Source organism: Paenibacillus sp. OV219, assembly GCF_900110075.1.
GTDB lineage: Bacteria > Bacillota > Bacilli > Paenibacillales > Paenibacillaceae > Paenibacillus_Z.
In genome coordinates this window covers 83519-110174 of record NZ_FOCJ01000005.1, presented here as the reverse complement: position 1 = coordinate 110174, position 26656 = coordinate 83519, and the positions used below count along the sequence as shown (strand labels likewise).

The window sequence follows — 26656 nt, the reverse complement described above, 5'->3', positions numbered from 1 at the left end:
AATTCCATGCAAACCATGGCTGCCATTCAGAAACAAAGAAGCATCGGCTCAATCCAATTCTTACCCGTTAATCTATTTGCGGCGGTTATGGGAATATCGGGTTTGTCGCTGGCATGGAGACAAGCAAGTAAGTTGTTCGGCTTTTCTACGAATATAGCGGATATCAGTGGAATTGTTGCTGTTCTGTTATTTATCGTGTTAGGTATCGGGTATCTTACCAAATGGATTCTATATCCGCAAAAAGTGAAAGCAGAATTCATGCATCCTGTCTTAGGGAATTTTTTCGGAACGATTCCGATTGCCATACTGTTGCTCTCCTCCGTGATCGGCATTTACAGCAAACAATCGGGACAAACCATTTGGATCATCGGAACAATACTGGCATTAGCCGCTTGCTTTGTTTTTGTTTAACGATTGTTAAACGGAAATCTGGAGCCGCTTAACAAGGTTCCAGCTTCCCTGGTTCCGGTGGTGAGCACACTTGATATTCCGGTTGCTGGAGGGACGATTCCTTTCCAGTGGGCGCATGAGATTAATCTGATGTCTCTTGCAATCGGGGGAATTGTAGCTTTGGTATTCTTTACACTCATATTATCCAGATTGATTCATCATGCTCCAATGCCAACGGGGTTAACGCCTTCGATGATTATCTTGATTGCGCCGTTTGAGGTTGGTTTTCTCGGGTATACGAATTTTGTGCAACGAATTGATCCATTCGCATCCATGTTGTTTTACTTCGGATTGTTCTTGTTCGTCGTATTGTTCTTCAAAGTATTTAAGAAGTCTAACCCGTTCGGTGTTTCCTGGTGGGGAGTAAGCTTCCCGATAGCAGCGCTTAGCAACGCAGCGATCAAATATGCGATGTTCATGGATTCATGGCTGTTAATCGTCATTGCAGCGATCATTCTGGCTTTACTAAGTATGGTTGTTATCGTTCTGTTTATTCGAACGTTGAAGATACTATTTAATGGGACTCTGCTTCATGGATAAGCATGAATGGCTTGTGGCTTTCGCCGAGTTTAGCAGCATTCTAGGGTACTTCATTAAATCATTTGACAGTGACGCCGCTACTGAAGCTATGGCTTGGTTTTGTTATTATTATTATTCTCATGCATCTGTTTCGAGTGAATTTCGGACCAACCATTCCTGCTGGATTGCTGCCGATCTTCTTAGGCCTTCATGATTATGTATTTGCAATCTCAACAACGATCTTTACGTTCGTCATTATGTTAGCTGCTTATAGAATGCTGAAGCAAGCCAAACTACCTAATGGTGCTGCGACATTTCGTAAAAAGACAGATACTCTCATAATTAGCATCGTTTTATGCCTTTGGATTGGATTCGCATTCGGAACAAACCTTGAGGTAATCGTGGTTCCACCTGTATTTGCCCTCATTTTTGAAAGCTTTCATGCTGAGAAATTTGCTTGGCGGATGATTCCGCCGCGATTAGCGGTATTGACGATTACGGCTGGTCTTGCAGTTACTGTGCATCACTTGTTGCCAGAGTCCATCATTTGGGTCGGTGTTATAAATGTCGTCATTACATCAGTTCTATGTAAGTTATTAAAGGCTCCAGTGCCTGTAGCATTTGGCGTATCCTTAATGCCATTAAGGAGTATTAATGGGTGTAGCTGCAGCCTATCGACAGTACAGAAATAGACAGGCTGATGCCGTACAAATCGAATCAAAAAGGGCAGTTCTAAGATAAGCATGCTGTTTCACGAGTAAACGGTGATGGTTAAGGTATGGGAAACAGGGGAATCTTCCCTGAACGAAGAGGTGAATAACGATGAATGCAATTCTGATTATCGTTGGTGTCTCTGTGTTCTTGATCGTCGCCGCCCTCATTATCCGAACCAGTCGCTGGAAAACAGTTCTGACCGCACCAGGCAGTCAGGCGGAAGAATTACAGGATAAACATGCCTATTTACACGGACGGGGCATACGGTCCCGTATCCGCGAGCAGGACGGTCAGCCGTTATCGGGCATTGCCGCCGGCACGATGGACTCATCGCTCCAATATTCAGCTTTGAATTTGCAGGTCCATAAAGATGATGTCCTGCAAGCCAAGGAAGCGCTTGAGAGTTACACGCATGAGCTTCATACCACACATTCGCCAATATTATAGTAAGAAGCAAGCACATTTCGAATGCTGAAAAGCCACGTGAATTCACGTGGCTTTTCGGCATATTGAGACTATAGCGTGTCATCTATTTATCGTCTTTCTCTGTCTTAGAATCATCACTCTCGATCCATTCTTTTGTGCCGGATCGAAACTCTCGAATTGTGGTTCCGATCGCTTTTCCGAGCTGTGGCAGCTTGGAAGGACCGAATAATAGCAGAGCAAGCAGCGCAATCAAGATAAATCCGGTGATTCCAATATTCATCGGCATTAGAATGACTCTCCTTCAAAATGCTTTAGTGTACTAATATTGCCGTTGCATACATGATAGCTACGCCAAGCGAAAGGCCAGCGAAGTTAGACCAAGAGACGGCAGGGGAACCTAATTTGCTTGCTTCTCTTACGATCATTTTGCTAATGACATAGACCACTTGCAGGATCGCTCCCGCGCCGATGCCGAAGAACAAGGCAGACAGTGTAGGGTTAAATAGGAAGCCTCCGATCCATGTACCTAAGATTGCAGGTCCACCGGCCAGTACTGCCAAGGTAAGAAAAGTCTTCGGACCTGGTCGATCCTTCAACATCGGAGCCGCAATGCCGACGCCTTCTGTAATATTGTGCAGAGTGAATCCGATAATCAGGAAGGTGCCCAGAGCGGCATTGCCCGCCGCGAATGCAGCCCCGATCGCAAGTCCCTCTCCCAAATTATGAAGACCAATTCCTCCAGCGATTTTGTAAGCTACTCTCTTGCCGGATGCAAAGCCTATCTTGTCATTCGACTGATCTACAGCGAGCAGGAACAGAAAGCTGAGTAATGCCGCAAGCCATACCAAACCGGTGCCTTGGAAAATTCCTGGTGCCGCTGCCGCGAGCTCAAAGCCTTCTTGAAAGGTATCGATCACGAGGAAGATTAACAATCCGACCGTTAGCGCCAATACAGCTTGAATTCCTCGATCGGAGAACCGTCTCATGAACGGGAACCACAGCAAGCCCAGTCCGACTGGGACGACGCCGACATAGAACCCAATCAGCGCGTATTGAAGGAACCGATTCGTATTAAGCTCTGGCGTCATACTCGCTACAGGAACTTCAGCAGTAAACAGCAATCCATTGGTCGTAATCAGGACGATGGTATACGGATCGCCTTCTACCCAACCATATGGGATCGTGATTTCGGTCTCGCCGAACCTGCCGACGGTTGGACTTGAGTGGAAATCGGCATTCCAGAAAGCATCGTTTACTACGACTTGCGCGATCGTCACAGTTTCCGGGCCTGTGTTCAGAACCTTTAAAGTAAATCCCTCTTCGGTCATCATAATCCTCTGGATGTCCAACACTTCAATCGGTGCTGCGGACTTATCCTTAATGCCGGTTCCCAGAGTTGAGAGGAGAGAGATAATGATAACGAGTAGAACGAAGGGGATAAGGCCCCATAACCAAAACCGCTTGGAGTTGTTCAGCTTTTCTTTCACAGTTACGAATTCCGTGTTCAATGCACCTCACCTCCATTCCTTAAACTTTAGCTTCGAAGAACCCCATCCATCCCAGCTCGGCGAATTCGCTCTGGTGTGCGTGGAACATGTATTTGCCCGGTTCAGGGAAGACGATCTCAAGTATGCCGCGCTGTCCCTGGCACTGCATAATCGTATCTGTAATGATGGGACGGGCGTCCGGGTCAGCGCCGACTTCGTAATACTTGAAGATATTTGCATGCAGGTGAAAAGAATTGATGAGATCGAACTCTGTCAGATTACTGAGATAAATCCGAACCATTTCCCCAACTTTAACTTGAATGGGGTAGGCTTGAAATGCGAACGCATAGCCGTTCACCGTATACACCTCATTCGCGCCGTCCAAGTCCAAATCGTATCCATTCATCACCATGTTCAACTCTTTGGCCGGCTTCCTTGGCTTTATCGGATCAATGATAAGATTGCCATAAAGCCCTTTGTGGATATGCTTGGCGAGTGGAGGGATGTGGCAGTGATAAACATGCATACCGGCCGGTTTGGCTTCAAACTCGTAGATGAATTTGTCTCCGGACTGGATAGGCTCTAGACCATCCATCTTCGGCGAATGGATGCCATGAAAATGAATGGAGTGTGGATGCATGGATCCATTCCAGAACTCAACACGCACAATATCTCCTTCCGTACATCGGATCGTCGGACCGGGTATCGTACCGTTGTAAGCCCATCCGGGGAACTTAATACCTTTGGCGATTTCGACCTCGACGTCCACCGCGACCAATTTATAGTCTCTTACCGTTTTCCCATCGGCCCGCGTACTGACTTTGCCGTAATCAAAATCCGTGAGTGCATTGATGGCTTGCTTCAAACCGTCCGTCATACCGGTTCCCGGATCGTAACCGTGCGCCATCTGTTGATGCTTCTTGTTCTCACTGCCCGAATGCCCTGTATGTCCCGTTTGATTCTCCGCGGCACTCACGGATTTCGAGAACAAGGATACGGGATTAAGTATGGAACTGCCGATAACACCAAGCGCGCTGACAGCGCCCCACTTTAACACCTGTCGTCTAGATACCGGACGCTTTGGATCGAACGTCATTTCGAGAACACCACCTTTTTGTATTAGGGAAACTATTTTGTCCAAGAGCAAAACAATTGTCAAAAAAAAGCATACTTGTTCAAGGGACAAAATGTTGCATTGATGCAAAACTTTTAAATTAACTATATGCTGTCGCACTGTCGTTGTAAACCAAATTTTAAAAAATCGATCGAACTTCGAATTTATTTAATCGCGTAAGGGTCGCTTGAGGAAGGCGAAGTGCATATATATAAGAAAACCTGGAAGGGGTGAATGCCATGAAATATACGGTTCAGTATATCCCCCTTAGCAAGATCAAACCCGGATTAACGACCCAGCTAACGAATCGAATCAAGGAGCTCAAACGGACCGCACAGGATTGTATGCAGCTCATGATTGTCCGCAAGAGCAGGAAAGCTGGCGGCTACGTCCTGGTGAGTGGAAGCAGCCATTATGATTACCTAAAGAAGTACACGAGGAAATCAGCTGCGCCATGTCTTGTAGACGAGACTAAAGCGTCGGCCAAGCTGAGTTCGTTGATTCAACGGATACGCAAGCAGAATTTGCCTTATGAAGTGCCATACATGAAGCGGGAACGAACCCCGTCAAGCAGTTGGGCCATTATCCGTCGCTTCTTGAAGCAGGAACCTCGGTTCAAGAGTCTCTCTCGCAGAGAACAATTGCAGGTGCTTCGGCTGGGAATTCAATATAAGCGAACAACCGTGTCTGCGATGAAAGACATGGTTCATAAACAGTTAAACAACAAGAAATCGGGGTAAAACTTTGTTATACTTGCGAATAGATGGCAGATTTCTTATATGGAGGTGTAGCTATTGAAACCAATCGGAGTAGGATTCTTACATGCGCGGCTCTATGCAAAGCCAGTGAAGGAAATGGCAATGCTTTGCATAGAGGTTAAATAATTTCACATTGCCAACTACCAATCGTTATTTTCTTCAAGCTGGCTTTGCTACCTTATTGATCCATTAAATAAGGAGTGAGGCAAGTGAAATATTCAAAAGCCGAGTCCATTTTCCCGGAAGAATTACTACTTATCATTCAACAATATGTTCAAGGCGAATTGGTTTATATTCCAAAACCCAAAGAGGCACATAGTAAATGGGGCGAGAATACTCGCAGTAAAAGTATGGTCTCCGCTCGAAACGCTGAGATTAAATCACTATACCGTGGTGGAGTCAGCATGCGTGAGCTGTCGGATCGGTATTTCTTGTCCCACGAAAGCATAAAGAAAATTATTTATAAAAAGGACTAATCAAATCCGTTAAGCAGTCAAGAAGACTGTTTAGCGGATTTTTGTGTATAAGATGAGTTAAAACAACTTCTACATAGCAATCGCCCCGCTAAATCGATAGACTCAAGTTGAAATAGTTGCCTGAGTAGGACGGCTCCAAGAAAGGGTGTAACGTATGAACGAATTAATCAAGAAGCAGCTGATGGAGAAGAATGAACGGCTCATAAAGATGGTGATTGAACGTGCAAAAAGAGATTTTCCTGATGATATAGCAATTATTGGGCTTACAGGTTCTATGAGAACCGGAGACTTCCACGAGAAGAGCGATCTTGACCTCATTATCATTAATAACACGGACCGGGCCTGGGGGATATCCTATTGCTTTATATTAGATGAAGTCGGATATGATATGTATTGCACGCCTTGGGACACTCGAATCCAGGCGCAAGCGAGCTTGGAGAGTCCGGGAGTTTCGAGCCTAACCGATCTCGAAATTCTCTATTACGCAAAGACGGAGGATTTAGAGAAATTTAATAAGTTTAGGCAAAAAGCTCTAGATGCGCTTGCAAAGCCAATTGGAGAAGAGTGTCTTATTCGAGCAAAAAAATGGATCGATATTGCAAAGCAAGAATACAGCGCTACCATGCTGGCTGATGATATCGGCTCAGTGCGCCATGCATCTGCTGGTGTTATCTATAATCTGGTCAATGCCTTGGTCAGCATGAATAACACGTGCATCAAACGGGGGATCAAGCGGTATTTGGAAGAAATCTGCATGTATCGCTATATCCCAGACGATCTGGAATCCTTATACATGACAGTAATTGAAGCAAATACGATAGAAGGCATCCGACATGCATCTTTGACTATTCTGAGAAGCGTTACGGAGTTACATCGAACAATGTGTACGAGCTTCCTTGTAAAACCGACTCCGACTTTCGATAATCTTAGAGGAACATACGAAGAATTGTGGTGCAACTGTCGAAATAAAATAATGAACAGTGTTGAGACTAACGATACATCGTATGCGTTTCATGCAGCTTTAGGAGCTCAAGAATATCTCGATGAGATGGCTGCGGTTAAAGGAACACCAAGGTTTGATTTGATGCAGCACTTTGATGCAAGTGAATTACAAGGAATGAAAGAGAAATTCCTTCAAATGATGGATGAGTACCTAGACGAATATGTTAAGGTCGGCAGAAAGGTAGAACGCTACGATACCATTGAGCAATTATATGCTCAGTATATGAGTTAGTTCCAGAACAGAAGGGCTGCCTATGGCAGCCTTTTTTCGTTCTTTCCATACGTGTCAATGAGCCAGGGGATGAGTGACCACACGTCCGGCAGCTCGGCAGAATAAATATGTTTAGGAGAATACATTGTGATATGAGCAAAATAAAGGATGTGATTCCGTGGAGCAGCGTTTGACACTGCATGCAAGAAGCATGTGGCTGCGTTCCCGCCAATTCCGTTATTTTATAAAGAAGCTTGGTTGTAAAAGAAACCAAACATTGCATTTCACCCTCGTCCACGACACTATGGCACGGGTGCCTGTTCAGCCGACTTCGCACAGTAAGAAGCGGGCGATGACGTTGCATAAGAAGATGAAGCTGATGGAGTACCGGCTGCCTCGGATTAAGTTGCTGACCTATGCCAATAAGCCAATTCCTCTGCTGCTCAGAAACAAGGACGGCTACGCGGTGTTCATGACCATCAACTACCGGGAAAAGGCTCGTGGTGACTTCCAGAAGGTTCGCGCTCATTTCATCGACGTTGACCTTAATAAGATATCTGAATGGTTTCATTCGATCGAAGAGGCAGAGCAGCGAATGAAGGAGCTGCAAGCAGATCCCGTAGAAAAGATCCTATCCGTCACTTTGACGCCTACTAAGCAAGGACGTTACCGATTGCTCGCTTTGCGTAGCAGGCGAAGAGTACAGCAGCTGAAACGGAGATTTCTCATAAAGCACCGGAAGCACCTTCGCACTTCGCTGATCGTCGAGACCAAGAACGGCTATCATATCTATTGGGCAATCAGAAATGGATCGCTTGGCCGGTTCGTGTCTATTCAGAAGGCGCTCGTTCGCAAATTCAACTCAGATCCCTCTATCACAGATCTCGGTCGAGTCATGCGTGTTCCCGGCTTCTACCACCGGAAGAATCCGGCAAGCCCTTACCTCGTTCGCGTGAAGCGCTGGGGGAGAAAGCGTCCTTTTACGCAGGCCGAGCTTATCAAGAGATTAGCTTTAACGTTATAAACAACCGTTACGGATAAAGGAGAGGGGGCTGGAGTATTCCAGACTCCTTTTTTGTATGCACCTCGTACCTCTACCACGCAGTAGTTACTTAAAGGTTAGTGAGTAATCATTTTTTCACTTCTTATGCTAGAGGGGGGCTATTGATATAATAGAACATGGTTGATGCGTTCATGATGATACTCACATTATATTTGCATATCCATGTAGGGTTTAGGATTCACTATTCGTTTGAGGAGGAATCAGAATGCAGAAAGCAGTGCTAGGTAGAACAGGACTCGAGGTAACGAAATTAGGATTTGGCGCCATGGAAATTCGTGGCCCGCGGATATGGGGAGGTCGATCCGTCACGGACTCCGAGGCTGATCGAATCTTAAACACCGTGCTTGATGCGGGCATTAATTTTATCGATACTGCTTATGATTACGGCTTAAGCGAAGAATACATCGGCCGCTTCATCAGCAAACGCCGTGACGAATATATTCTTGCAACAAAATGCGGATGTACAGTAGTCAATTGCGGCGATCACGATGAAACGCCTCATGTTTGGACAAGGGATAACTTGCTGCACAACATTGAAACAAGCTTGCGTCGAATGAATACGGACTATATTGACTTGTTGCAGCTCCATAATCCGACTGTTGAGCAGACTGAAGAAGGCAACTTGGTAGAGGTGCTTCGGGAAATTCAGGCTTCCGGTAAAGTACGCTGGATCGGCATTTCCTCGACGTTACCACACATTGCAAGCTACATTCAATCCGGCGTGTACGACAGCTTCCAAATTCCATACTCCGCGCTTGAAAGAGATCATGAGAACATCATCTCGGATGCGGCGAATGCCGGTGCAGGAACGATCATTCGCGGTGGTGTAGGTCGCGGGGAACCTGGCGCAGGACTTGGCAATGAGGATCGCTGGGCTGTTTGGGAGAAGGCGCAGCTGGATGAGTTGCTGGAGGAAGGCGAAAGTCGGACTGGCTTTATCCTTCGGTACACGCTCAGCCATCCGAATTTGTCCACGACGATCGTTGGAACGAAGAATCCGGAGCATCTTGCCGAGAATATTCGAATTGCCGAGAAGGGCGCACTTTCAGGAGAGATATACGAAGAAGCAAAGCGTCGTCTGCAAGCGGCTGGCCAAGGTCCAAAGAGCTGAATGTAGTTTGAAATGACCGAAACATCACAGGTACAATCCAAGTGATTGTACCTGTTCTTTATAGAGAGGGGGAATTCGATGATTATTCTTATTAGCGGCAACAGTCAGATGGGTAAAACCTATATGGCTCAAAAGCTGCTCGAAACCTACAAGATTCCTTACTACTCCATTGATCATCTAAAAATGGGGATCTATCGGGGCAATGCCGATTGTGGCTTCACACCTATGGATAGCAATGAACACATTGGTGATCGATTGTGGCCCATCTTGAAAGGGATCATCATGACGGCGATTGAGAATCAGCAGAGTCTAGTCATAGAAGGGTGCTATATTTTACCACATTATCTTCAAGAGTTTGATACATCCTACTTGCGCAACATCATTCCTGTTTTCCTCGGCTTCTCCAATCGCTATATCATGGAAAACTATGAAGAGAAGATACTGAAGTACAGAAACATCATTGAAAACCGAGGCGACTTGACGCCAGAAGATAGCTCCGATTCCACAATCGAGGAATATCTCAAAGAAAATGACGTGTTTAGGCGGAGCTGCGCAGCAACTGGAGAGAAATTCTTCGAGATCGATCGCTCTTATGAGGATGAAATAACCCGCGTTTATGAGTATATCGCTATCCGTAAAGAACAGATCTGAATGTTCAGTGGAGTTAATGCTAGCGTGGGTGGTAATAAGATAGGATGTATTTTAGTAGAACAATCGTTTATTATTAGAAGATTCACTATAAATAAGGTATTGGATATGGAATAGGAGATTGCTTGAACATGACTAAACAGAACAGTCTGAATGTGTTTAAACTAGCACTACTACTGGGGATATTTTCAACACTCGGGCCTTTTACGATTGATATGTATTTACCGGCTTTCCCGGAGATTGTGAAGCAATTCGATACGTCGGCTTCGCTTGTACAGATCAGCCTAACCGCTTGTTTGCTCGGACTCGGTATCGGTCAGCTCGTTATGGGCTCGCTCAGTGACGCTCACGGTAGACGTAATCCGCTACTTTTCTCAATGGCCGCTTATGCCATCGCTTCATTAGCTTGCTCCATCTCGCCCAATATTGGTTTATTGATCGCATTCCGCTTCATACAGGGCTTCGCTGCCTCGGCGGGCATTGTCATTTCCCGCGCGATTGCACGCGATCTGTACAGCGGTCACGAGCTCACTAAATTTTTCTCGATGCTCTTGCTTGTCGGTAATTTGGGGCCGCTCGTAGCGCCGGTTACGGGTAGCGGGGTTCTGTCCTTCACGAATTGGCAAGGTGTATTTATCGCGTTGGCATTGCTCGGATTATATCTGCTGACGGTCACAAAATGGAAACTTCAAGAGACGCTTCCAGTTGAAAACAGAGGGCCAAGCAATTTCTTACAACAGCTGGGGAACTATGGAACGCTCTTGCGAGATCGCCAGTTTGTCGGCTATATGCTGGCACAGGGAATCATGATCGCCGGGGTCTTCGCGTATGTCTCGGGAACGCCTTTTATCTATCAAAATATTTACGGGGCATCGCCGACCGTGTTTGCGCTTCTTTTCGGAATGAATGGTATAAGCCTGATGATTGGCTCCCAGCTTGTCGGGCGAATGGCCCATCGAGTATCTGAACATACCTTCCTATTATTCGGCTTGCTGCTCGCTTGTTTGGCAAGTGTCGCTGTTATCGTAGTAGCCGTCGTTCATGGACCGCTATTCACATTGGTCATTCCATTATTCTGCTTCGTAGCGGCAATCGGCATCACATCAACCGCAGCATTCCCGCTGGCCATGGAGAGCCAGAAACATATGGCAGGCAGCGCTGCTGCTTTACTCGGCGTCATTCCATTCTTACTCGGTGCGGTCGTTTCTCCACTAGTCGGAATCGCGGGTGAAGACACAGCTGTTCCGCTCGGCGTCATTATTCTAATTACAAGCGTTGCTGCAATGCTGGCTTACTTCTTACTGGGCAAGAAGAAGCCAAGCCATTATTCTACCCAAGCTGCTGCAAATCAACAGATGAACGAGAAAGCTATCTAATCGTTCTTAAAAACCTACCTATAAACGGTAGGTTTTTTTTGTTTGGAGTGAACGTACAGCTTCAAAGGAACAGGATGTTGGTTCAATTACTGTAAAATTCACAAATCGCAATAACGTTCACACTCGAAAAGAAGCGATAGTTCACCATTGCCGCAAAGGTACTCTACTCCGGAACGAGTCGATAAGTGTAATCTAGTCTCAAGCCACTAAGACGTGAAGCGTCTTCATAAACGTGGATTATTGGGAGGGAATACGCCGTATGCCGACGAGCAAATCATTCATCCGCGAATTGATGACCAATTGGTTGTTGTTCCTCATGTTAATGCCTACCATCATTTTCTTCTTGCTTAATTCGTATTCGCCCATGGTTGGCATTTACTATGCATTCACGCGATTCGACTTTAATACCAGCCTGTTTAACTCGCCTTTCGTCGGACTAGAGAACTTCAAGTTTCTATGGAAATCCGGGAAGCTGCTCCAACTCACGTTCAATACGTTCGGTTATAATCTCGCATTTATCGTCTTCGGCAATCTATTTGCGATCATACTAGCCATCATGCTGAGTGAACTTCAAGGCAAATGGTTCAAAAAAATTACGCAGTCCGTACTTTTCCTACCGTATTTCATCTCATTTGTCGTTCTAAGCGTTATCGTCTATAACATGTTCAACTTCGAACATGGGTTTCTGAACACCTTGCTGAAAGGGTTCGGCGTGCAGCCTGTAGACATCTATAGCAAGCCAGGCTGGTGGATTGTACTAATCATCATTTTCTATCTATGGAAGAACATCGGGTACAGTATGGTCATTTACTTGGCTGCGATTACCGGGATTAGTGATGAATATTACGAGGCTGCGAAAATCGACGGGGCAAATATTTACCATAGAATCTGGTATATCACGATCCCAATGCTGAAAACGACGTTCGTGGTACTGCTCTTGTTTGCGCTTGGAAGCATCATGAAAGGACAATTCGAGTTGTTCTATCAGATGGTCGGCAACAACGGCCTCCTGTTCAACACGACGGACATTCTTGATACTTACGTGTACCGCTCGTTAAAAGTTACCTTCGATGTCGGAATGGCGACCGCAGCAGGGGTTTACCAATCGTTGATCGGCTTCACCTTAATCATGACTGTCAATACCATTATCCGCAAAATCAATTCCGACTACGCCTTGTTCTAAGGAGGGTGCACATGACGATCAAAGAAGAAAATTCGACGAAACTATTCCGGCTTCTAGCGCTGCTCTTTATCTTGCTCGGAGCGATCATCTGCTTCATCCCGTTCCTGCTTATTCTATCAGCATCGCTTACGAACAACGAATCGATCATTCGCGATGGGTTCCATCTCCTTCCCAAGGTATGGTCCTTACAAGGCTACACAACGGTATTCCGTTTCCCCGACCAAGTGCTGCGAGCGTATGGAGTGACGGTCCTTACGACTGTTGTTGGAACTTGCATTGGATTGTTCCTGATGACGATGGCAGGCTACGTACTTCAGCGAAGAGATTTCAAGTATCGCAATTTCTTCTCCTTCTTCATCTACTTCACTACGATGTTTGGCGGGGGACTGGTGCCCTGGTACATGCTGATGACGAAATACTTGAAGCTAACGGATACCTATACCGCTCTTATCTATCCCGGGCTTATGACGCCTTTTCTCATTATTCTGATGAAGAACTTTATCCGTGCCTCCATACCGGATGAGATCATTGAGTCGGCGAAGATTGATGGGGCGAACGACTTCCTCATCTATTACCGGATCGTTCTGCAGTTATCGCTTCCCGGAATCGCTACGGTTGGCTTTTTCTTAGCGCTTCAGTATTGGAACGATTGGTTCCTCACGTCCTTGTTCATTAACAACACCCATCTCTTCCAGCTCCAGTTCTACCTCTACAACCTGATAAACGCTGCGGACTCAATCAGTCGGCTGGGAGCAGGCTCAGGTGTCAACGTCGCTGGGGATATCCCAACCGAATCGACAAAGATGGCGATGGCAGTCATCGTCATGGGACCGATCCTATTCCTGTACCCCCTTGTACAGCGGTATTTCGTCAAAAGTCTTACGATCGGCGCCGTTAAAGGCTAACTGTGGTTAGAACCTATCCAGGGGCCCCTGGATCGGCTAACATAGAAGAACAAGAAATCGTTCGGTCATTACATCGCAATCAACAAAGGGAGGTTTCATATGCTTAGTATGACGAAGAAGTGGTCAAGCGCGTTACTCTCCATTGCGTTAGTAAGTTCTTTTCTAGCGGCATGCTCCAGCAATAACAACAATTCGAATACTTCGAATACGACATCGAATACGAGTACGAATACGAATACGTCAACGAATGAGTCTACATCCAACACTCCGGCTGAAGCAAAGCCGAATGGACTGGATATCTCCAAGCAGGTCGATCTGCAATTCTATATGCTCGGTGACGCTCCGAAGGATCTTGCCAAAATTCAAGCCGAAATCAACAAAATGGCGGAGAAAGACCTGAATGTAGACGTAACTTTCAACTACACCACGTGGACGGACTGGGATCAGAAGTATAAGCTGCTGCTTTCTACCGGCCAACCGGTTGACTTGATCTTCACCGCAGATTGGACCCAATACCAATCCTACGCCAAAGGCGGTGCGTTCTTGCCGCTGGATGACTTATTGCCGAAAGCCGCTCCTACGCTGCAGCAGTTCGTTCCACAAGAGATGTGGGATGCCGTCAAAATCGACCAAAAAATCTATACAGTACCAGCTACTTATAAGGAATACGTGACGAACGGATTCGTCTGGAGGGAGGATCTGCGTGAGAAATACAATCTCCCTAAGCCAGTCGATCTGACTACATTTGAAGCTTACCTAGACGGAATCAAGAAGAACGAACCTACGATGCAGCCGCTCGCGGTCGGTGCGGACGTTAGAGGCGCGCTCTCGGACACTTACCGCGAGATCGCTCACAACCCAGTCGGGGGGCCGTTGCCATACGGGATTGGGATCACGTACGATAAGCCAGGGGACGTCTATTCCTACTGGGGGTCTGACGAGCAGCTTGCTGACCTCAAAACCTATAAGCGCTGGGCAGATAACGGCTACATTTCGAAGAACGAATTGAATGAGAAAACGACGGACCAAGAGAAGCTGACAACCGGTAAAGCCGCTGCCATGCTCGGAGATAACCCAACCCGCTACAACGCAACCAACCAGAACATGCAGTCGACGCATCCGGATTGGAGCCTCGGCTACTATCCGTTCCCGCTTGCACGCGGCTTAGCTATTCCGAATCATCCGATCCACAACGGTTTCGCAATTCCGAAGAGCAGCAAGAATCCAGAACGCGCTCTTGCTTTCTACGAGAAGATGGTGCTCGACAAACGCTATAATCAATTGACAGAATACGGAATCGAAGGCACAAACTATTCAGTAGACAACGGGTACTACCAAATGGTAGGCGACGTTAACTCGAACGGGTTCCCTCGTGAGGCGATGAACGGCTGGGCATGGCGAAATCCGGAATTCATGTTGTTCGATCACAGCTACGACGGCGTGAAAGCAATCTTTGAGCAGCTAGACAAGGTCCAGAAGCCTGACATCTTTACCGGTTTTGCCGAAGATTATTCTACTTATCAAGCAGAACGCGCGGCGCTCGATCAGGTCGAGAAGCAATATCTATACCCACTCATTGCAGGACAAGTCAGTGACATCGAGGGCGGCCTCAAAACGTTCATGGAAAAGGCGAAGCAAGCGGGCCTTGAGAAAGTTCAGACCGAATATACGAAGCAGTGGAAGCAGTACTTGACTGACAAAGGAATCCAATAACAACAAACGAGCCGCCTCGCCGCTGATTCATCGCGGTATAGGCGGCTCTCTTTACAGCTTATTTTCCGATCGGACGGAATCGGACTTGCGGAATTCGGCAGGAGTTACGCCAAAGGTTTTCTTAAACATTCGGTGGAAGTAAGAACTATTCGTGTAGCCGGTTCGTTCGGCGATTTCCACTATCGATAGCTCGGTCTGGCGGAGCAGCTCTTGAGCTTTATCCATACGCGTCTTGTTAATCACATCTACGATGGCTGCAAACGTCTGCTGCCTGTAAACTCTGCTTACATGGAAGGAGGACAACTCCAGTTCATCTGCAATTCCGTTTAAGCTAAGGTTCGGATCAGCGTACCGCTCTTCAATGAGGGCATTGACTCTTCGGCTTATATTCTCCTGCTTTCCGCTTCGTTTGTCGCTAAGCTTGATCTTGATTTGGTCGAAGAAAGCAAAGTAGCAAGCAGTCAGCTCTTCCAGAGTCTCAAAAGTATCGACGTAAGGCAACCCGATGTCCGCATTGGCATGCCAATCCAATTTTATCGAAGCGTTCTTCTTTATCTCGCAAAGCAGGTTGTTCATCGTCATCGTCAGGCGGGAGACAGCTGAACGGACAACATGGAGCGGATAGTCTGATGTTTCCTTGAGAATCTCGCCGATCAGCGTTTTCGCTTCTTCGGTCTTGCCTGACATGAGGTTCTCGACAAGCCGCTTCTCTTTGTTAGCGGGGAAGGCATACTCATTGGTCTTGTAGCTTTCAATTTCGGCAGCGTCGATTATAGAGCCTTGACCACGAAAGAAACGATAAGAGGTTGCTTCCTTTGTGAGCTTGAACATAGGATGCAAATGCTGTACACCGCAGTCAACTGGGCTGTAAGCAATCGTCACGCCTATCTTCACGTATTCGAGACAAGCATTTCGGATTTGCTCGAGCACCGATAGGACGGAGGGTTCTTCGCCTTCCGGCAGGACATTGGCTAGCAGAAGGATACCATCCTCGTCATAGCCGATCGTTTCTACGCAATAGCTCTTGGAGCCGATCTCCGATGCAATGTTCATAATCGCGAATCGGAGCACAGTCAGGTCATTGCTATGCTGCTTTTTCAACTCCTCGAATCGGTCGAACCTTAGATACACGAGTCTATAATTCTGCGTAAAGTCGAATGTGATTCCGAGTGCCGCTAACTTCTCCAGCTGCAATTTTGGGTGAAATGAATGCATCTGCAGCAGCTTGCGCAGCGCATTTTGTCTGATGGCGAAGCTGCTATCTCGTTTCTCTGTTTCGAGTGAATGGACGCGTGTAACGATTTGTTGGATGGGAACGTACAAAATGCGCGAAAGCACCCAAGCTAGCAGCAGTCCAGCCAGTAGGATTCCCGCGGCAATCTCAATTGTCATACGGCGTACATTAGCGATTTTCTTCGTGATGAGATCATATGGAGTAATCCGAACGTATTGCCAGGAAAGTGAGTCGGGAGAAGTGAAGCTGATTAATGACTTCTTGCCTTGAAAATTTGCGATGATGTAATCTGCCTTCCGTCCTTGTACACGAGAATGGAGCAATTCCGCTTCATCGGAAGACCAATTCTGGGGGGAGAGGTCATTACCGGACAAGATGCCGCCTCGATCGTTAAGGATATAAGTTCGACCGCCTTCGCCGTCGGTCAAACCAATATCCCGGTTAATCCAAGAGGAAGAAATATTGATCATGACGGCGGAATTGATCTTGGAATCGAAGCCGATCGCATCATAGCAAAGATATGTATAGATGGCGGTAGGCTCCGGGTCATCTGCCGTCAGCTTATACCGGCGCGGAATCGGAGAGAACGGTTTATAGTCCCCGAAATGGTTAAGCACGTTCAGTATATCCGTATCTTCCAACTCATTCACTGTGAAGATGCCGTTCTGTCCTTTCTCTGCTGCGATGTAGAAGGATGAAGCGGCCGGATTATAGACGTAGATCGATTCGATGAACGGCATGGAGTTCAAATAGTTGGCTAGATCTCCCATAGCGGCTTGAACGTCGTATACATTGGGTTTGTTATAGAAGAGCAGCTTCGTAATCGTGCTATTGCGATAGATCTGGAAAGAAACAGCTTGCGCGCTTTGCGTGAGTCCGACGACTTCTCGGCTTGTCTGCCCGAGGTTGCCAAGATCGGTCTTGTATGCTTGCTTCTGGAGAATATCAGAGTAGTTCATGTAGTAAATAGAAGAGGAGAGGAGAAGGGTGAATACGATGCAGATCGTGATGCCAACCAGAAGCTTGATATAAATCTGACCATTGCGTCGAAGTCTTGAAACCTGCATATCATCCCTCCAATTCGGTCATACACACAATAGTTCACAGTGAAGGATTCCGTTTCTGTAGTTTTCATTATATTATTAGATGAAAGCGCTGACAATGAACGAAGATCGTCTGCCTATACTTTGCTGTTATACAGGGTGTGAACATTCCGAACTTTGGTGAACAAAGAAGTGAAATTCAGGTCAGCCGTTAAAACAGCATACGGACATAAGTGAAACTTGGAGGTACATAGATGGTTGATAAGATATTTGAAGAGCCGCGGCTTGCCGATGTTTATGATTGGTTTGATTCGCTAGAACGTCCGGATCTGGATCCTTATATTGCACTTGCAGAAGAATTCGGAGCTCAGTCAGTAATAGACATTGGCTGTGGAACCGGCAACCTTGCGTCACGACTTGCAGCGCTTGGTAAGGATGTCGTCGGAATCGATCCAGCGCTTGCTTCACTTAATGTGGCAAGACGAAAGCCTTATTCGGATCGCGTAAAGTGGATTCATGGAACAACCGAAATGCTTTCTGGATTACAAATCCAAGCGGATCTAATCACAATGACAGGGAACGTCGCTCAAGTCTTTGTAACGGACGAAGAGTGGATATCAACACTTCGCGCTTGCCGTGGGGCTATACGCCCAAGTGGGCGGCTTGTCTTCGAGGTCCGGGATCCTGCAAAGGAAGCATGGAAGAACTGGTATCGTGAGCAGACTTATCAGATGGTTGAAGCTCCTGGTATTGGAAATGTAGAGTCGTGGACCGATCTTATTGATGTGCAGCTTCCGCTTGTAACGTTTCGGAGCACATTCGTTTTTCACAGAGACGGATCGGTACTGACATCGGACTCGACGCTAAGGTTCCGTAGTCAGTCCGAGATTATTGACTCATTAGCTGCTGCGGACTTAAAAGTCGATGATATTCGAGATGCACCGGATCGTCCTGGATTGGAATTCGTATTCATCGCTCGTTGACGGAAAAGCACATATTATGTAAATGGATTTACAGGATAATTTAATCTCTTCACGAATACTTCAATCATAGAAAATTTGCGGAGGTGAGCTAGTTGGGAGCTGGGATAAACGGAGGAGTGTGGCCTACGATGGTCACACCTTACACAAGTGATAACCGGATTGATTATGCAGGGCTCGAGAAACTGATTGAATGGTATATAGCACGCGGCGTGCACGGGTTATTCGCGGTGTGTCAATCTAGCGAAATGTTTTATCTGAGTCTGGAAGAGCGGGTATCCTTGGCATCGTTCGTCAAACGTACTGCCGCAGGGCGCGTACCTGTCATTGCTTCCGGTCATATTTCTGAAGCGTTCGAGGATCAGGTCGAGGAATTAAACAGGATTGCCCAAACCGGAATCGATGCACTGGTATTGATTACGAACCGCCTCGCATCACAAGAGGAATCCGACGAGGTTTGGATAGAACGGATGGAGCGGCTGTTGCAGCAACTACCGGAGGAGTTAACGCTTGGCTTGTACGAGTGCCCGTATCCGTATAAGCGTTTATTGTCCCCAAAGGTGATTGAGTGGTGCGCGGACAGCGGAAGGTTCCGTTTCTTAAAGGATACCAGCTGCGACATCGAAGACATTCGGCTAAAGCTGGAAGCGGCGGGCGGGAGCGGACTGCAGATTTTCAATGCCAATGCAGCGACTTTGCTAGAATCGTTGAAACTTGGCGTGGCAGGTTTTAGCGGCGTCATGGCGAATTTTCACCCCGAACTGTACGTTTGGTTAGTGGAGAATTGGAAGGATCGCCCCGAAGAAGCAGCTAGACTGGCCGATTTGTTAAGCGTGTGCTCTCTAATTGAGAGACAGCTCTATCCTGCGAATGCTAAGTATCATCTCTTACTGGAAGGTATTCTAACAGATGTCTCCTGCCGGAATCTGAATGGACAGACGCTGTCGGCGACCAATCGGCTGGAAGTCGAGCAGCTTCGGCGGGTGTTCGGTGAATACTCGAATCGCATTAGCACAATAAATCTATAAGAACAGTAACGCTCCCGTAAGGAGATATACACATGAACAAATTTATTGCACTATGTTTCATTCTTTTTACCGTACTTTTACTTCCACAGCCAGTATCAGCCCATACGGATTTAAAAAAATCAACGCCGGCGAATGGAGACACTGTCACAGCTGCACTGGGTGAAATCAAATTATCTTTTGCTACAGAAATTCAACCTCTTGTTGTTCTTACCGTTACAGATGCTTCGAAGAAGGAAGTCCCTGTTAAGATTGAAACGGGCAAAGATAACATGACAGGTGTGTTTGATGCACCACTAGCGGATGGTACATATACCGTGAATTGGCGGATTATTGGTGAGGATGGCCACAATATTAAAGGCGAGTATTCATTCACGGTCGCCTTGCCTAAGGAACCAACACCGGCCCCGGATGATACTACAACGTCTGAGAATGCGCCAGATGCAACGAATGCAGGTAACACAAGCACTTCGTTAAACAACTCGCCGGAGCAGACACCAACATCAGAAAGCAATTCGAATACAGCTGATGCTGAAACCACTTCTAATACAACTAATACTGCTACGGATACGTCCGTTGCTGATGATCAAGCGACAGACACCGTTCTTCCTGAGGGGTATGCAAACGCTGCAGATACGGGCGCAGCACAACATAAAACATGGACGGCAATTATTGCAGTCGCTGTGCTTGTGGTGGTATTCCTCTTCTTTAGAAAAGTGATCAAGCAGAAATAGCCCTTGTCTGCCACCTGGAACGAGAGGATACTCCAAATTAAAATGCCTTTAAACACAAGGATTTCCGAGTGTTTAAAGGCATTATTTATTTATTTATTCGTCTTAACTCACTGCCCGCTCAAACGGATTTGATTGATGGCTTGAGCCAGGATATCCATCGTTCGATTCGATTCCGCAAGCGTATTTGCCGTTCCACCGACTTCGATTAATGCGCTGTTAGGAGAGTAGTTTTGATTGTACCATCCGTTGCCGACGCTTTTATCTTTATAATAGATTCCTCTGGACAGACCTGGGTATTTGGCCGTGACCAAAGCTTGTAATTTAGTGGCGAAGGCAGCGTTCTGCTTCCAATTCGGATTCTCGAGTCCGATCACGAAATATAGCTTGGCATAGTTTGTACCGCGAATGTTGGCTGTCGTCTCGATTCTCGGACTCGTGTCGCGATGAAGATCAAACATATACTTGATTTGCGGATGCAGAGCAAGTTGATTGGTAATCGTTTTGCCCGAGTAGACGTATGATTTCCCATAACTGAACTGGCTTCCGTAAATAGATGCGTAGTCATAGGAAGTATGATAAACTTCTGCGCCCATCGCTTGTAGAATGCCAGCCAACCGTGCCCCTAGCATGGAGACATTTGTTGTCGCATTGAATGCGAGATCGGGGTTCGTTACGCCTGGCAGTTCGGGGATCCACGATTCCCGATTATGCGACTGGTAAATATAGATCGCCGACTTAGAGACTGGATTTGCAGTTGCCGAATTAATACGAATGACCAGCTTAGACGGGGCTCCGGTGTTTTCAATTTGGAAGGTCACTTTCTGCTTTAAATCCGCTACGACTTGAATAGCCGAAGATTCCGAATCCTTCATCATGTAACGGATCCCCGAAATATAAGGGTTACTCTGAGAAAGGTTAGAGACTTTACCCATGGTATTCTCGGCTGGCTCACTAATCGCCCCCTTAAACGTTACACCAGGTAGATCGACGACCAGCCGATCCGGATTGGTTAATGTGGAAACGCTAGGAGAGAAGCTGCCATCGGTTGCGATCGTTAATAAATTATTCTCCAATTGAATGGATTGCAGCGCAGGATATTGATCCGGAGGTAATATAGGTACGCTCGGATCGGCGGCTGGGTCGCTGCCGGATACGCCGCTATTCGTTCTCCATAAACTGACTGCATAAGCTGAAGCATCCCACTTCACGATAAGGCCAAGATTTTCGGCGACAAACCGAATCGGAAGCAAAGTAACGCCATTTATGACGATTGCAGGCTGCTTCAAAGGCATTGTTTTTCCGTTCAGAATCGCATAGGCACCGTTAATCGGAAGGGTGATTGTCGTCTTATCGCCCGATAAGGTTGTAATTTGGCTCTTCTTATTCCATATGACGTTAGCGCCTAACCCTTCTGCGATGACGCGAATCGGTACCATTGTGGTTTGATTAATCAAACGGGGGGCAACGGTCGATTTTAGCTTTTTACCGTCAAGAAACAACCCGATCGTCGCTGGTGCCGCATATGTAGCTGGAAGAGCTAATGTAACTAAGAATAATAACGAAAATAAAGCAAGAATCAATTTTCTCATCATGCACCTCTAGTCTAGTTGTCAAATCTAGCAAACTTTTGTCATAACAAAAAAATGAAAGCCTCTTTAAAAATAAGAAACTTTCACCATTTTTACAAGACTATATTATTGGTAATGACAAACTAAGGAGTGTAGATAACAAAGATTAGAACAGATTCTATCAAAATCCCAGTCATCCTTTTATACGTTTGAATAGATTAATAAAGTAGTAGTCGTGCAGAGTAGAAGGGGGAAACCATATGGCTGTCAGCAAAAACCAGATTTCGAAATATTACGGCAAGAAGATCTATGCGGTCAAGAAGGATGGAACAATCGTTACAGGGATACTGACGCAAGTTCAAGGTAATCGTGTAGTTCTGACTCAGTATAGACAGGAAGAAGGAAAAGTCGTAAAAGCGAAATTTCTTATTCCGTTGTTGTTATTTGATTTACTCGCAATTGGCTTGTTTACTGGGTTTGGCGGTTTTGGTGGATTCGGTGGATTCGGCGGTTTTGACGGTGGGTTTTTCTAATAACGCATGATGAAGAGGACATGAACATAGATGCATTTGAATCCGCGATTTCAGCGGATTTTTTTCTGCAAGGTAGCCGACGATAAACGATCGGAGAGTAGTTGAGAACAGGTACTAGCGTAATATGGTACTTATCAGAACTTCTATTGTATTAGATAATGTGAATATAGGACATTCAAGTGGAGGACTCCGGAAATGCGTCTAGCTCGTATCCCTTAACGTATTTGCTAAGTATGATGTATTATTTCAAAAAACATAAGCGAAACCATGGAAAGATGTGGGTACCGGCAGTTCCATTCGTTCATCTCGTTATTGTGGTTTTACTGTTCTATTTTTGGAACATTTCAGAGTAAGCTGCAGCTGAACACTTAATCAAAACTTAGAATTGGAAAAAAAAATAATTTTAGGAGGGTTTGGAGTATGGTTCAATCAATCTTACATATCGCTCTTGTTGTAAAAGATTATGATGAGGCTATTGAATTTTATACGAAGAAGTTAAATTTCATATTAGTTGAAGATACCTATCAGCCAGAGCAAGATAAAAGATGGGTAGTTGTATCTCCGCCTAGTTCAGTTGGTACCACAATATTACTTGCAAGGGCATCAAAACCTGAGCAAGCGCTGTTTATAGGCAACCAGTCCGGCGGTAGAGTCTTTCTGTTTTTAAACACAGATGATTTTTGGAGAGATTATAATGAAATGGTCTCAAGAGGAGTGGAATTTGTGAGAGGACCAGAAAATCAATCATATGGTACCGTAGCAGTATTTAAGGATTTATATGGGAACCTATGGGATTTAGTGCAGATGGAGGAAGACCATCCAATCTCCAAACGAATGAAGTAGATGATAACTGTTGATTCGTTTAACGGATAGGGAATAGTACTTAAATGACTCAGTCTAAAACCTCCTACTAGAAGCAATTTAGAATGAATTGCTCAAGTAGGAGGTTTTATTATGAATTTATACGAACGATGAGGTCGAGGTCAGCCATTGCGCACAGTTCTGAATGAGCCTGCGGCAGGATGGATGTAGGAACGATGGCTTATGGTGGCCCGGCATTAAGTACACGATCCGGCCTTGCCCGCGGATCGCAGTCCATGCAGCTGGAATGCGCCGATCGTCAAGCGTATATTCGAGCAGTACTTCATTGCAAGCATCGGCATAAAACTCGAATTGATACGGCTCTTCCTCTAGAGAGAAAGGCTCGATGCCGCTCGTAATCGGATGTTGGATCTCGGTCTTGCAGAAGTCCAGACGTTGATAGTCCGGGTGACCGGTAAATTTACCGCCAATGAGCAACGCGCACTCCTCACGCGATTGCAGTGAGATGCCATTATGTATGACGAGCAGGCTTCCTCCGCGCTGAACGAATTGGACGAGCGACGCGGCTTGGTGTTCCGTCACTGGTACTGACCAGCAGTCCGTGTAGGCAATGATCAGATCGTATGAATGAATGTTATCAGGGTCAAGCGCGCTGTAATTATCGGTAATATCGATTGCATAGTGGTCGCCAAGAATGGCAGCAAGCTCGTCTTGAATATTAATTAGCGGATGATAGGGCGCTCGCTCATTGTTGTCGCCTAGTACAAGAATATGCTTTTGGACGGTCATCTCACAATCCCTCGCTTTCTTCGGCTTACCAAGGCAATTTGTTCCCCTCATAATCGAGGTATTTCGGCTTCTCTTCGGGTGCGGCAGGTATTTCTTCCTGAATCCGATCGATGAGATGAGCCGCGGACTCGTCCGCAGTTAATGTTGCTTCTGTATTTAATGAGCCGCTCATGTAAGATTGCACCCATCCTGGATGGAGAAGAAGCACTTTTCCGCCGGACTTCTTCACTTCGTTATGAATGAGCGCGCCTTGCATATTGACGGCGGTCTTCGACATGCAGTAGCCGAACCAGCTGTTGCGCTCGCAATCGCCAATGCTGCCAGCCTCCGAAGAGATTTGCACGAACAGCTTAGATTCGCCTCGAAGTACGAGCGGCGCGACCGCGTTAGTGACGCGGAGCGGACCAAGCGTATTTACATTATAGACGTGCTGTATGTCCGCGAAAGGAAGCGGATCGAGGATCGTCGCTTGAATATCGCCTAAAATCCCTGCGTTATTAATGACCAGCTCCAAGGTGTCCGTAATGCGGGCTATTTGTGCTGCAGCATCGGCGACGCTACGATCGCTGGCGACGTCCAACTCTACGAGCGACAGCTGGTCTTGCCACAACTCAGCAAGGTCAGTCAGCTGCTGATTGTCTGCCATGTAGCGTCCTGCAATGACGCAATACTGGCGATTAAGCAATTCCTTTACGAGCGCAAAGCCGAGACCGTGGTCTGCGCCGGTTACGAACGCATATCGTTTCATGGAAAAGTGCCAACTCCTTCACCGGTGAACTAGTGGTTACAGGTAGTGATTGTACCCTCTTCCATTTTACTCTTTTTCCGCTAACTGCGATATATATTGATCGGACGTCGCGGAATCAATACGAATACAACCATCACTAGAAGAACGAATATGAATAAAAAGTTGGGCTACAACCTGACCATTGTTGAGCTCGCCGATGGCCTCAAAAAAGGCGGCACGCCAGTAAATATCCGTGAAAATACGATCAATATCGTGAAACGTATGGGCTGTGAGAACTCGAAAACATTTTACTTTGACAAGCTGTGCCAAATGAAAATGCCGTCTTGGACAAAAGGAAGGGTAGCGCTAGTCGGTGATGCTGGATACTGCGCCTCTACGGCTGCTGGCATGGGTGGATCACTGGCAATAGACGGGGCAGCCGCCTTGGCTGATGCTTTCCTCAAACCAGCGGCAGCTGCTCTTTTTTTATTGAAGTAACGGCAGGATTTTGTAATCATTACGCGAATTCATCAAAGGAATCCGTCGATGACACCGGCCAGCACGTTGCCAGATTGATCTTAAAGGGAGTGCGGGATATTTTTATGAGAAGAATTGCAATTGATATGGACGAAGTAATAGCTGATTTTAACTTGAAACATTTACAAGTGTTTAATCGCGATTACAATGAGAATCTTACTCTAAACGATTTGATGGGAACACATCTTAGGGATTTACGTCCTCAGTTAAAGAATGAGATTATTGCTTACTTAAATGACCCTACATTTTTTCGCGATTTAGATGTCATGAAAGATAGTCAAGAAGTAATCCAAGAATTAAGTGAACAGTTTGAAGTTTTCATCACGACAGCAGCGATGTACTTTCCAACTTCTTTTACAGCTAAGTATGAATGGCTAAAGGAACATTTTTCATTTCTGGATGAAATGAATTTTGTTTTTTGTGGAAATAAGAGTATTATTAATGCGGATTACCTGATTGACGATAATGAAGAACATTTTCAAAGGTTTAAAGGTCAAGGAATTTTGTTTACTGCACCACATAATATACATGAAACAGGATACGTTCGAGTAAACAATTGGTTAGAAGTACGGGATTATTTTTTGAAGTGATGTTGAACTAATGATTCACATCAATTTTAGATGTTAGATGATAGCAGCGTGGAACGTTTACATGCAAGCTGCCGAATTTGACGGCAGCTGTCAGGTGACAAGAACATTATCTCATTTAAAGACCAAAGGCCGCGAAAATCGCGGTTTTTTTTTGCCACTAATACATATTGGATATTGTGGTTCTGTATTTAACTTATGGCAGGCTTTAGAACTTCCTCACACCACTGAGAAAAACCGGTTGGCGTACGCTGCGAGGTACGCGACTCGTTGTTGTAAATGCCCTGATCCTGTGCTGCAGCTCGATGACCGAAACGCTATCCTGACCGTCCAAGAGTCATCGAGCAGCAGCTTGGCAGCCACAGCGGCGATATCGTTAGTGGCACAGGCGCGAGCTTGTGATCTCCGGCGTTTGGCATTACGAACATGCCCTGGCTCTTGATCGTGTAGATCTGATGGAGCAAGTTCTCCATGAAGAACGGCATGCGCAGTGATCGGTAGCTCACGCCCGTAGTTTCGATAAGGTTGTCCATCGCGAACGCTGGCGACAGTAGTCCGGCGTCCTTGCCGAAATCGCGACCTAAGCTTGAGACGCCGATTACACGCTTGACACCCTGGCTCTTGATTGCCTCACACGCCGGACGTGTGAAATTCAAGTAATGGCTCATCGGATTCTCGGCACGGGAATTCGGGGGCACCAGCCATAGCACGCAATCAGCACCTTCGAACGCCTTGGTGACGACATCAATATCGTCATGCGATCCCTGCACGATCTCGACACGCTCAAGTAAGCGTGGGGATAGACGGGATGGATCGCGTACGATCACACGGATTGCCTCCGTGCTGGCAAAGATGTTATCAAGGACCTGCCTACCGATTTGGCCGGTGGGAGTGGTGATGACGATCATGATAACCACCTCC

The 26656-nt window shown here is 46.3% G+C and carries 27 protein-coding genes and 1 pseudogene; 20 read left to right on the top strand and 8 right to left on the bottom strand.

Annotated features, from left to right (window positions below):
• The first annotated feature begins 6 nt into the window (after nt 1–6).
• From BMY11_RS29290 to BMY11_RS14265, 3 genes and pseudogenes are all read left to right on the top strand, one after another.
• Nucleotides 7–990 (top strand): annotated as a pseudogene (locus tag BMY11_RS29290) (SLAC1 anion channel family protein).
• A gap of 62 nt (nt 991–1052) precedes the next feature.
• Nucleotides 1053–1661 carry a hypothetical protein gene (locus tag BMY11_RS14270; protein WP_090577101.1) on the top strand — a complete coding sequence of 203 codons (609 nt, stop codon included), beginning with the start codon at nt 1053–1055 and terminating at the stop codon, nt 1659–1661.
• A 130-nt stretch (nt 1662–1791) separates the two neighbouring features.
• On the top strand, nt 1792–2130 hold the full coding sequence (locus BMY11_RS14265; protein ID WP_090577098.1) for a hypothetical protein: 339 nt from the start codon (nt 1792–1794) through the stop codon (nt 2128–2130).
• An 82-nt stretch (nt 2131–2212) separates the two neighbouring features.
• Here BMY11_RS14265 and tatA read toward each other — a convergent pair whose 3' ends face one another.
• From tatA to BMY11_RS14250, 3 genes are read right to left on the bottom strand one after another with little or no spacing between them, the layout of a single operon-like run.
• Nucleotides 2213–2395 carry a twin-arginine translocase TatA/TatE family subunit gene (gene tatA, locus BMY11_RS14260; RefSeq protein ID WP_090577095.1) on the bottom strand — a complete coding sequence of 61 codons (183 nt, stop codon included), beginning with the start codon at nt 2393–2395 and terminating at the stop codon, nt 2213–2215.
• A gap of 25 nt (nt 2396–2420) precedes the next feature.
• Complete coding sequence (locus tag BMY11_RS14255) at nt 2421–3617, bottom strand: ZIP family metal transporter (RefSeq protein ID WP_256217479.1); 1197 nt, start codon at nt 3615–3617, stop codon at nt 2421–2423.
• A 19-nt stretch (nt 3618–3636) separates the two neighbouring features.
• On the bottom strand, nt 3637–4503 hold the full coding sequence (locus tag BMY11_RS14250) for a multicopper oxidase domain-containing protein (RefSeq protein ID WP_371262845.1): 867 nt from the start codon (nt 4501–4503) through the stop codon (nt 3637–3639).
• Nucleotides 4504–4949: 446 nt separating this feature from the next.
• On the opposite strand from BMY11_RS14250, the gene BMY11_RS14245 reads away from it, so the two are divergent.
• The 10 genes from BMY11_RS14245 (at nt 4950) to BMY11_RS14200 (ending at nt 15156) form a co-directional block, all read left to right on the top strand.
• Nucleotides 4950–5450, top strand: coding sequence for a hypothetical protein (locus BMY11_RS14245; RefSeq protein ID WP_090577089.1), 501 nt, complete (start codon nt 4950–4952; stop codon nt 5448–5450).
• Nucleotides 5451–5677: 227 nt separating this feature from the next.
• Nucleotides 5678–5944, top strand: coding sequence for a CD3324 family protein (locus BMY11_RS14240; protein ID WP_090577086.1), 267 nt, complete (start codon nt 5678–5680; stop codon nt 5942–5944).
• Nucleotides 5945–6098: 154 nt separating this feature from the next.
• Nucleotides 6099–7178, top strand: a complete 1080-nt coding sequence (locus tag BMY11_RS14235; protein WP_090577083.1) for a nucleotidyltransferase domain-containing protein — start codon at nt 6099–6101, stop codon at nt 7176–7178.
• Nucleotides 7179–7335: 157 nt separating this feature from the next.
• The gene (locus BMY11_RS14230; RefSeq protein ID WP_090577079.1) at nt 7336–8181 is read left to right on the top strand and encodes a DNA-primase RepB domain-containing protein; all 846 of its coding nucleotides are present in this window, start codon (nt 7336–7338) and stop codon (nt 8179–8181) included.
• Nucleotides 8182–8425: 244 nt separating this feature from the next.
• Complete coding sequence (locus tag BMY11_RS14225) at nt 8426–9331, top strand: aldo/keto reductase (RefSeq protein WP_090577076.1); 906 nt, start codon at nt 8426–8428, stop codon at nt 9329–9331.
• Between the two features lie 78 nt (nt 9332–9409).
• Complete coding sequence (locus tag BMY11_RS14220) at nt 9410–9982, top strand: 2-phosphoglycerate kinase (RefSeq protein ID WP_090577073.1); 573 nt, start codon at nt 9410–9412, stop codon at nt 9980–9982.
• Nucleotides 9983–10110: 128 nt separating this feature from the next.
• On the top strand, nt 10111–11355 hold the full coding sequence (locus BMY11_RS14215; protein ID WP_090577071.1) for a multidrug effflux MFS transporter: 1245 nt from the start codon (nt 10111–10113) through the stop codon (nt 11353–11355).
• Nucleotides 11356–11614: 259 nt separating this feature from the next.
• The gene (locus BMY11_RS14210) at nt 11615–12538 is read left to right on the top strand and encodes an ABC transporter permease (RefSeq protein ID WP_090577069.1); all 924 of its coding nucleotides are present in this window, start codon (nt 11615–11617) and stop codon (nt 12536–12538) included.
• A gap of 11 nt (nt 12539–12549) precedes the next feature.
• On the top strand, nt 12550–13443 hold the full coding sequence (locus BMY11_RS14205; RefSeq protein WP_090577063.1) for a carbohydrate ABC transporter permease: 894 nt from the start codon (nt 12550–12552) through the stop codon (nt 13441–13443).
• A gap of 99 nt (nt 13444–13542) precedes the next feature.
• Entirely contained in the window at nt 13543–15156 is a 1614-nt protein-coding gene (locus tag BMY11_RS14200) for an extracellular solute-binding protein (RefSeq protein ID WP_090577060.1), read from the top strand.
• 51 nt (nt 15157–15207) lie between these two features.
• Here BMY11_RS14200 and BMY11_RS14195 read toward each other — a convergent pair whose 3' ends face one another.
• Entirely contained in the window at nt 15208–17457 is a 2250-nt protein-coding gene (locus BMY11_RS14195; protein WP_090577057.1) for an AraC family transcriptional regulator, read from the bottom strand.
• A 230-nt stretch (nt 17458–17687) separates the two neighbouring features.
• Between BMY11_RS14195 and BMY11_RS14190 the strand changes: the two genes are divergently transcribed.
• From BMY11_RS14190 to BMY11_RS14180, 3 genes are all read left to right on the top strand, one after another.
• Nucleotides 17688–18416: a class I SAM-dependent methyltransferase gene (locus BMY11_RS14190; protein WP_090577054.1), complete on the top strand. Its 729-nt coding sequence runs from the start codon at nt 17688–17690 to the stop codon at nt 18414–18416.
• A gap of 92 nt (nt 18417–18508) precedes the next feature.
• The gene (locus BMY11_RS14185; protein ID WP_090577051.1) at nt 18509–19441 is read left to right on the top strand and encodes a dihydrodipicolinate synthase family protein; all 933 of its coding nucleotides are present in this window, start codon (nt 18509–18511) and stop codon (nt 19439–19441) included.
• 32 nt (nt 19442–19473) lie between these two features.
• Complete coding sequence (locus tag BMY11_RS14180) at nt 19474–20172, top strand: copper resistance CopC family protein (RefSeq protein ID WP_090577048.1); 699 nt, start codon at nt 19474–19476, stop codon at nt 20170–20172.
• A 107-nt stretch (nt 20173–20279) separates the two neighbouring features.
• Here the strand turns inward: BMY11_RS14180 and spoIIP are convergent, their stop codons facing one another.
• Nucleotides 20280–21764, bottom strand: coding sequence for a stage II sporulation protein P (gene spoIIP / locus BMY11_RS14175; RefSeq protein WP_090577045.1), 1485 nt, complete (start codon nt 21762–21764; stop codon nt 20280–20282).
• Nucleotides 21765–22000: 236 nt separating this feature from the next.
• Between spoIIP and BMY11_RS14170 the strand changes: the two genes are divergently transcribed.
• Together BMY11_RS14170 and BMY11_RS14165 are read left to right on the top strand one after the other, a co-directional pair.
• Nucleotides 22001–22273 (top strand): hypothetical protein, encoded by a 273-nt coding sequence (locus BMY11_RS14170; protein ID WP_090577043.1) that lies wholly within the window; start codon nt 22001–22003, stop codon nt 22271–22273.
• A gap of 420 nt (nt 22274–22693) precedes the next feature.
• Nucleotides 22694–23116 (top strand): VOC family protein, encoded by a 423-nt coding sequence (locus BMY11_RS14165; RefSeq protein WP_090577040.1) that lies wholly within the window; start codon nt 22694–22696, stop codon nt 23114–23116.
• Nucleotides 23117–23233: 117 nt separating this feature from the next.
• On the opposite strand, the gene BMY11_RS14160 is transcribed toward BMY11_RS14165, so the two are convergent.
• A complete protein-coding gene (locus BMY11_RS14160; RefSeq protein ID WP_177182642.1) occupies nt 23234–23884 on the bottom strand; it encodes a ThuA domain-containing protein in 651 nt (216 codons plus the stop codon).
• 25 nt (nt 23885–23909) lie between these two features.
• Complete coding sequence (locus BMY11_RS14155) at nt 23910–24632, bottom strand: SDR family oxidoreductase (protein WP_090577034.1); 723 nt, start codon at nt 24630–24632, stop codon at nt 23910–23912.
• Nucleotides 24633–24782: 150 nt separating this feature from the next.
• Between BMY11_RS14155 and BMY11_RS29075 the strand changes: the two genes are divergently transcribed.
• Together BMY11_RS29075 and BMY11_RS14145 are read left to right on the top strand one after the other, a co-directional pair.
• A complete protein-coding gene (locus BMY11_RS29075; protein ID WP_090577031.1) occupies nt 24783–25109 on the top strand; it encodes a hypothetical protein in 327 nt (108 codons plus the stop codon).
• Between the two features lie 104 nt (nt 25110–25213).
• Nucleotides 25214–25738 carry a 5' nucleotidase, NT5C type gene (locus BMY11_RS14145; protein ID WP_090577027.1) on the top strand — a complete coding sequence of 175 codons (525 nt, stop codon included), beginning with the start codon at nt 25214–25216 and terminating at the stop codon, nt 25736–25738.
• A 314-nt stretch (nt 25739–26052) separates the two neighbouring features.
• Here the strand turns inward: BMY11_RS14145 and BMY11_RS14140 are convergent, their stop codons facing one another.
• Complete coding sequence (locus BMY11_RS14140; protein ID WP_218150182.1) at nt 26053–26643, bottom strand: NAD(P)H-binding protein; 591 nt, start codon at nt 26641–26643, stop codon at nt 26053–26055.
• Nucleotides 26644–26656: the final 13 nt, after the last annotated feature.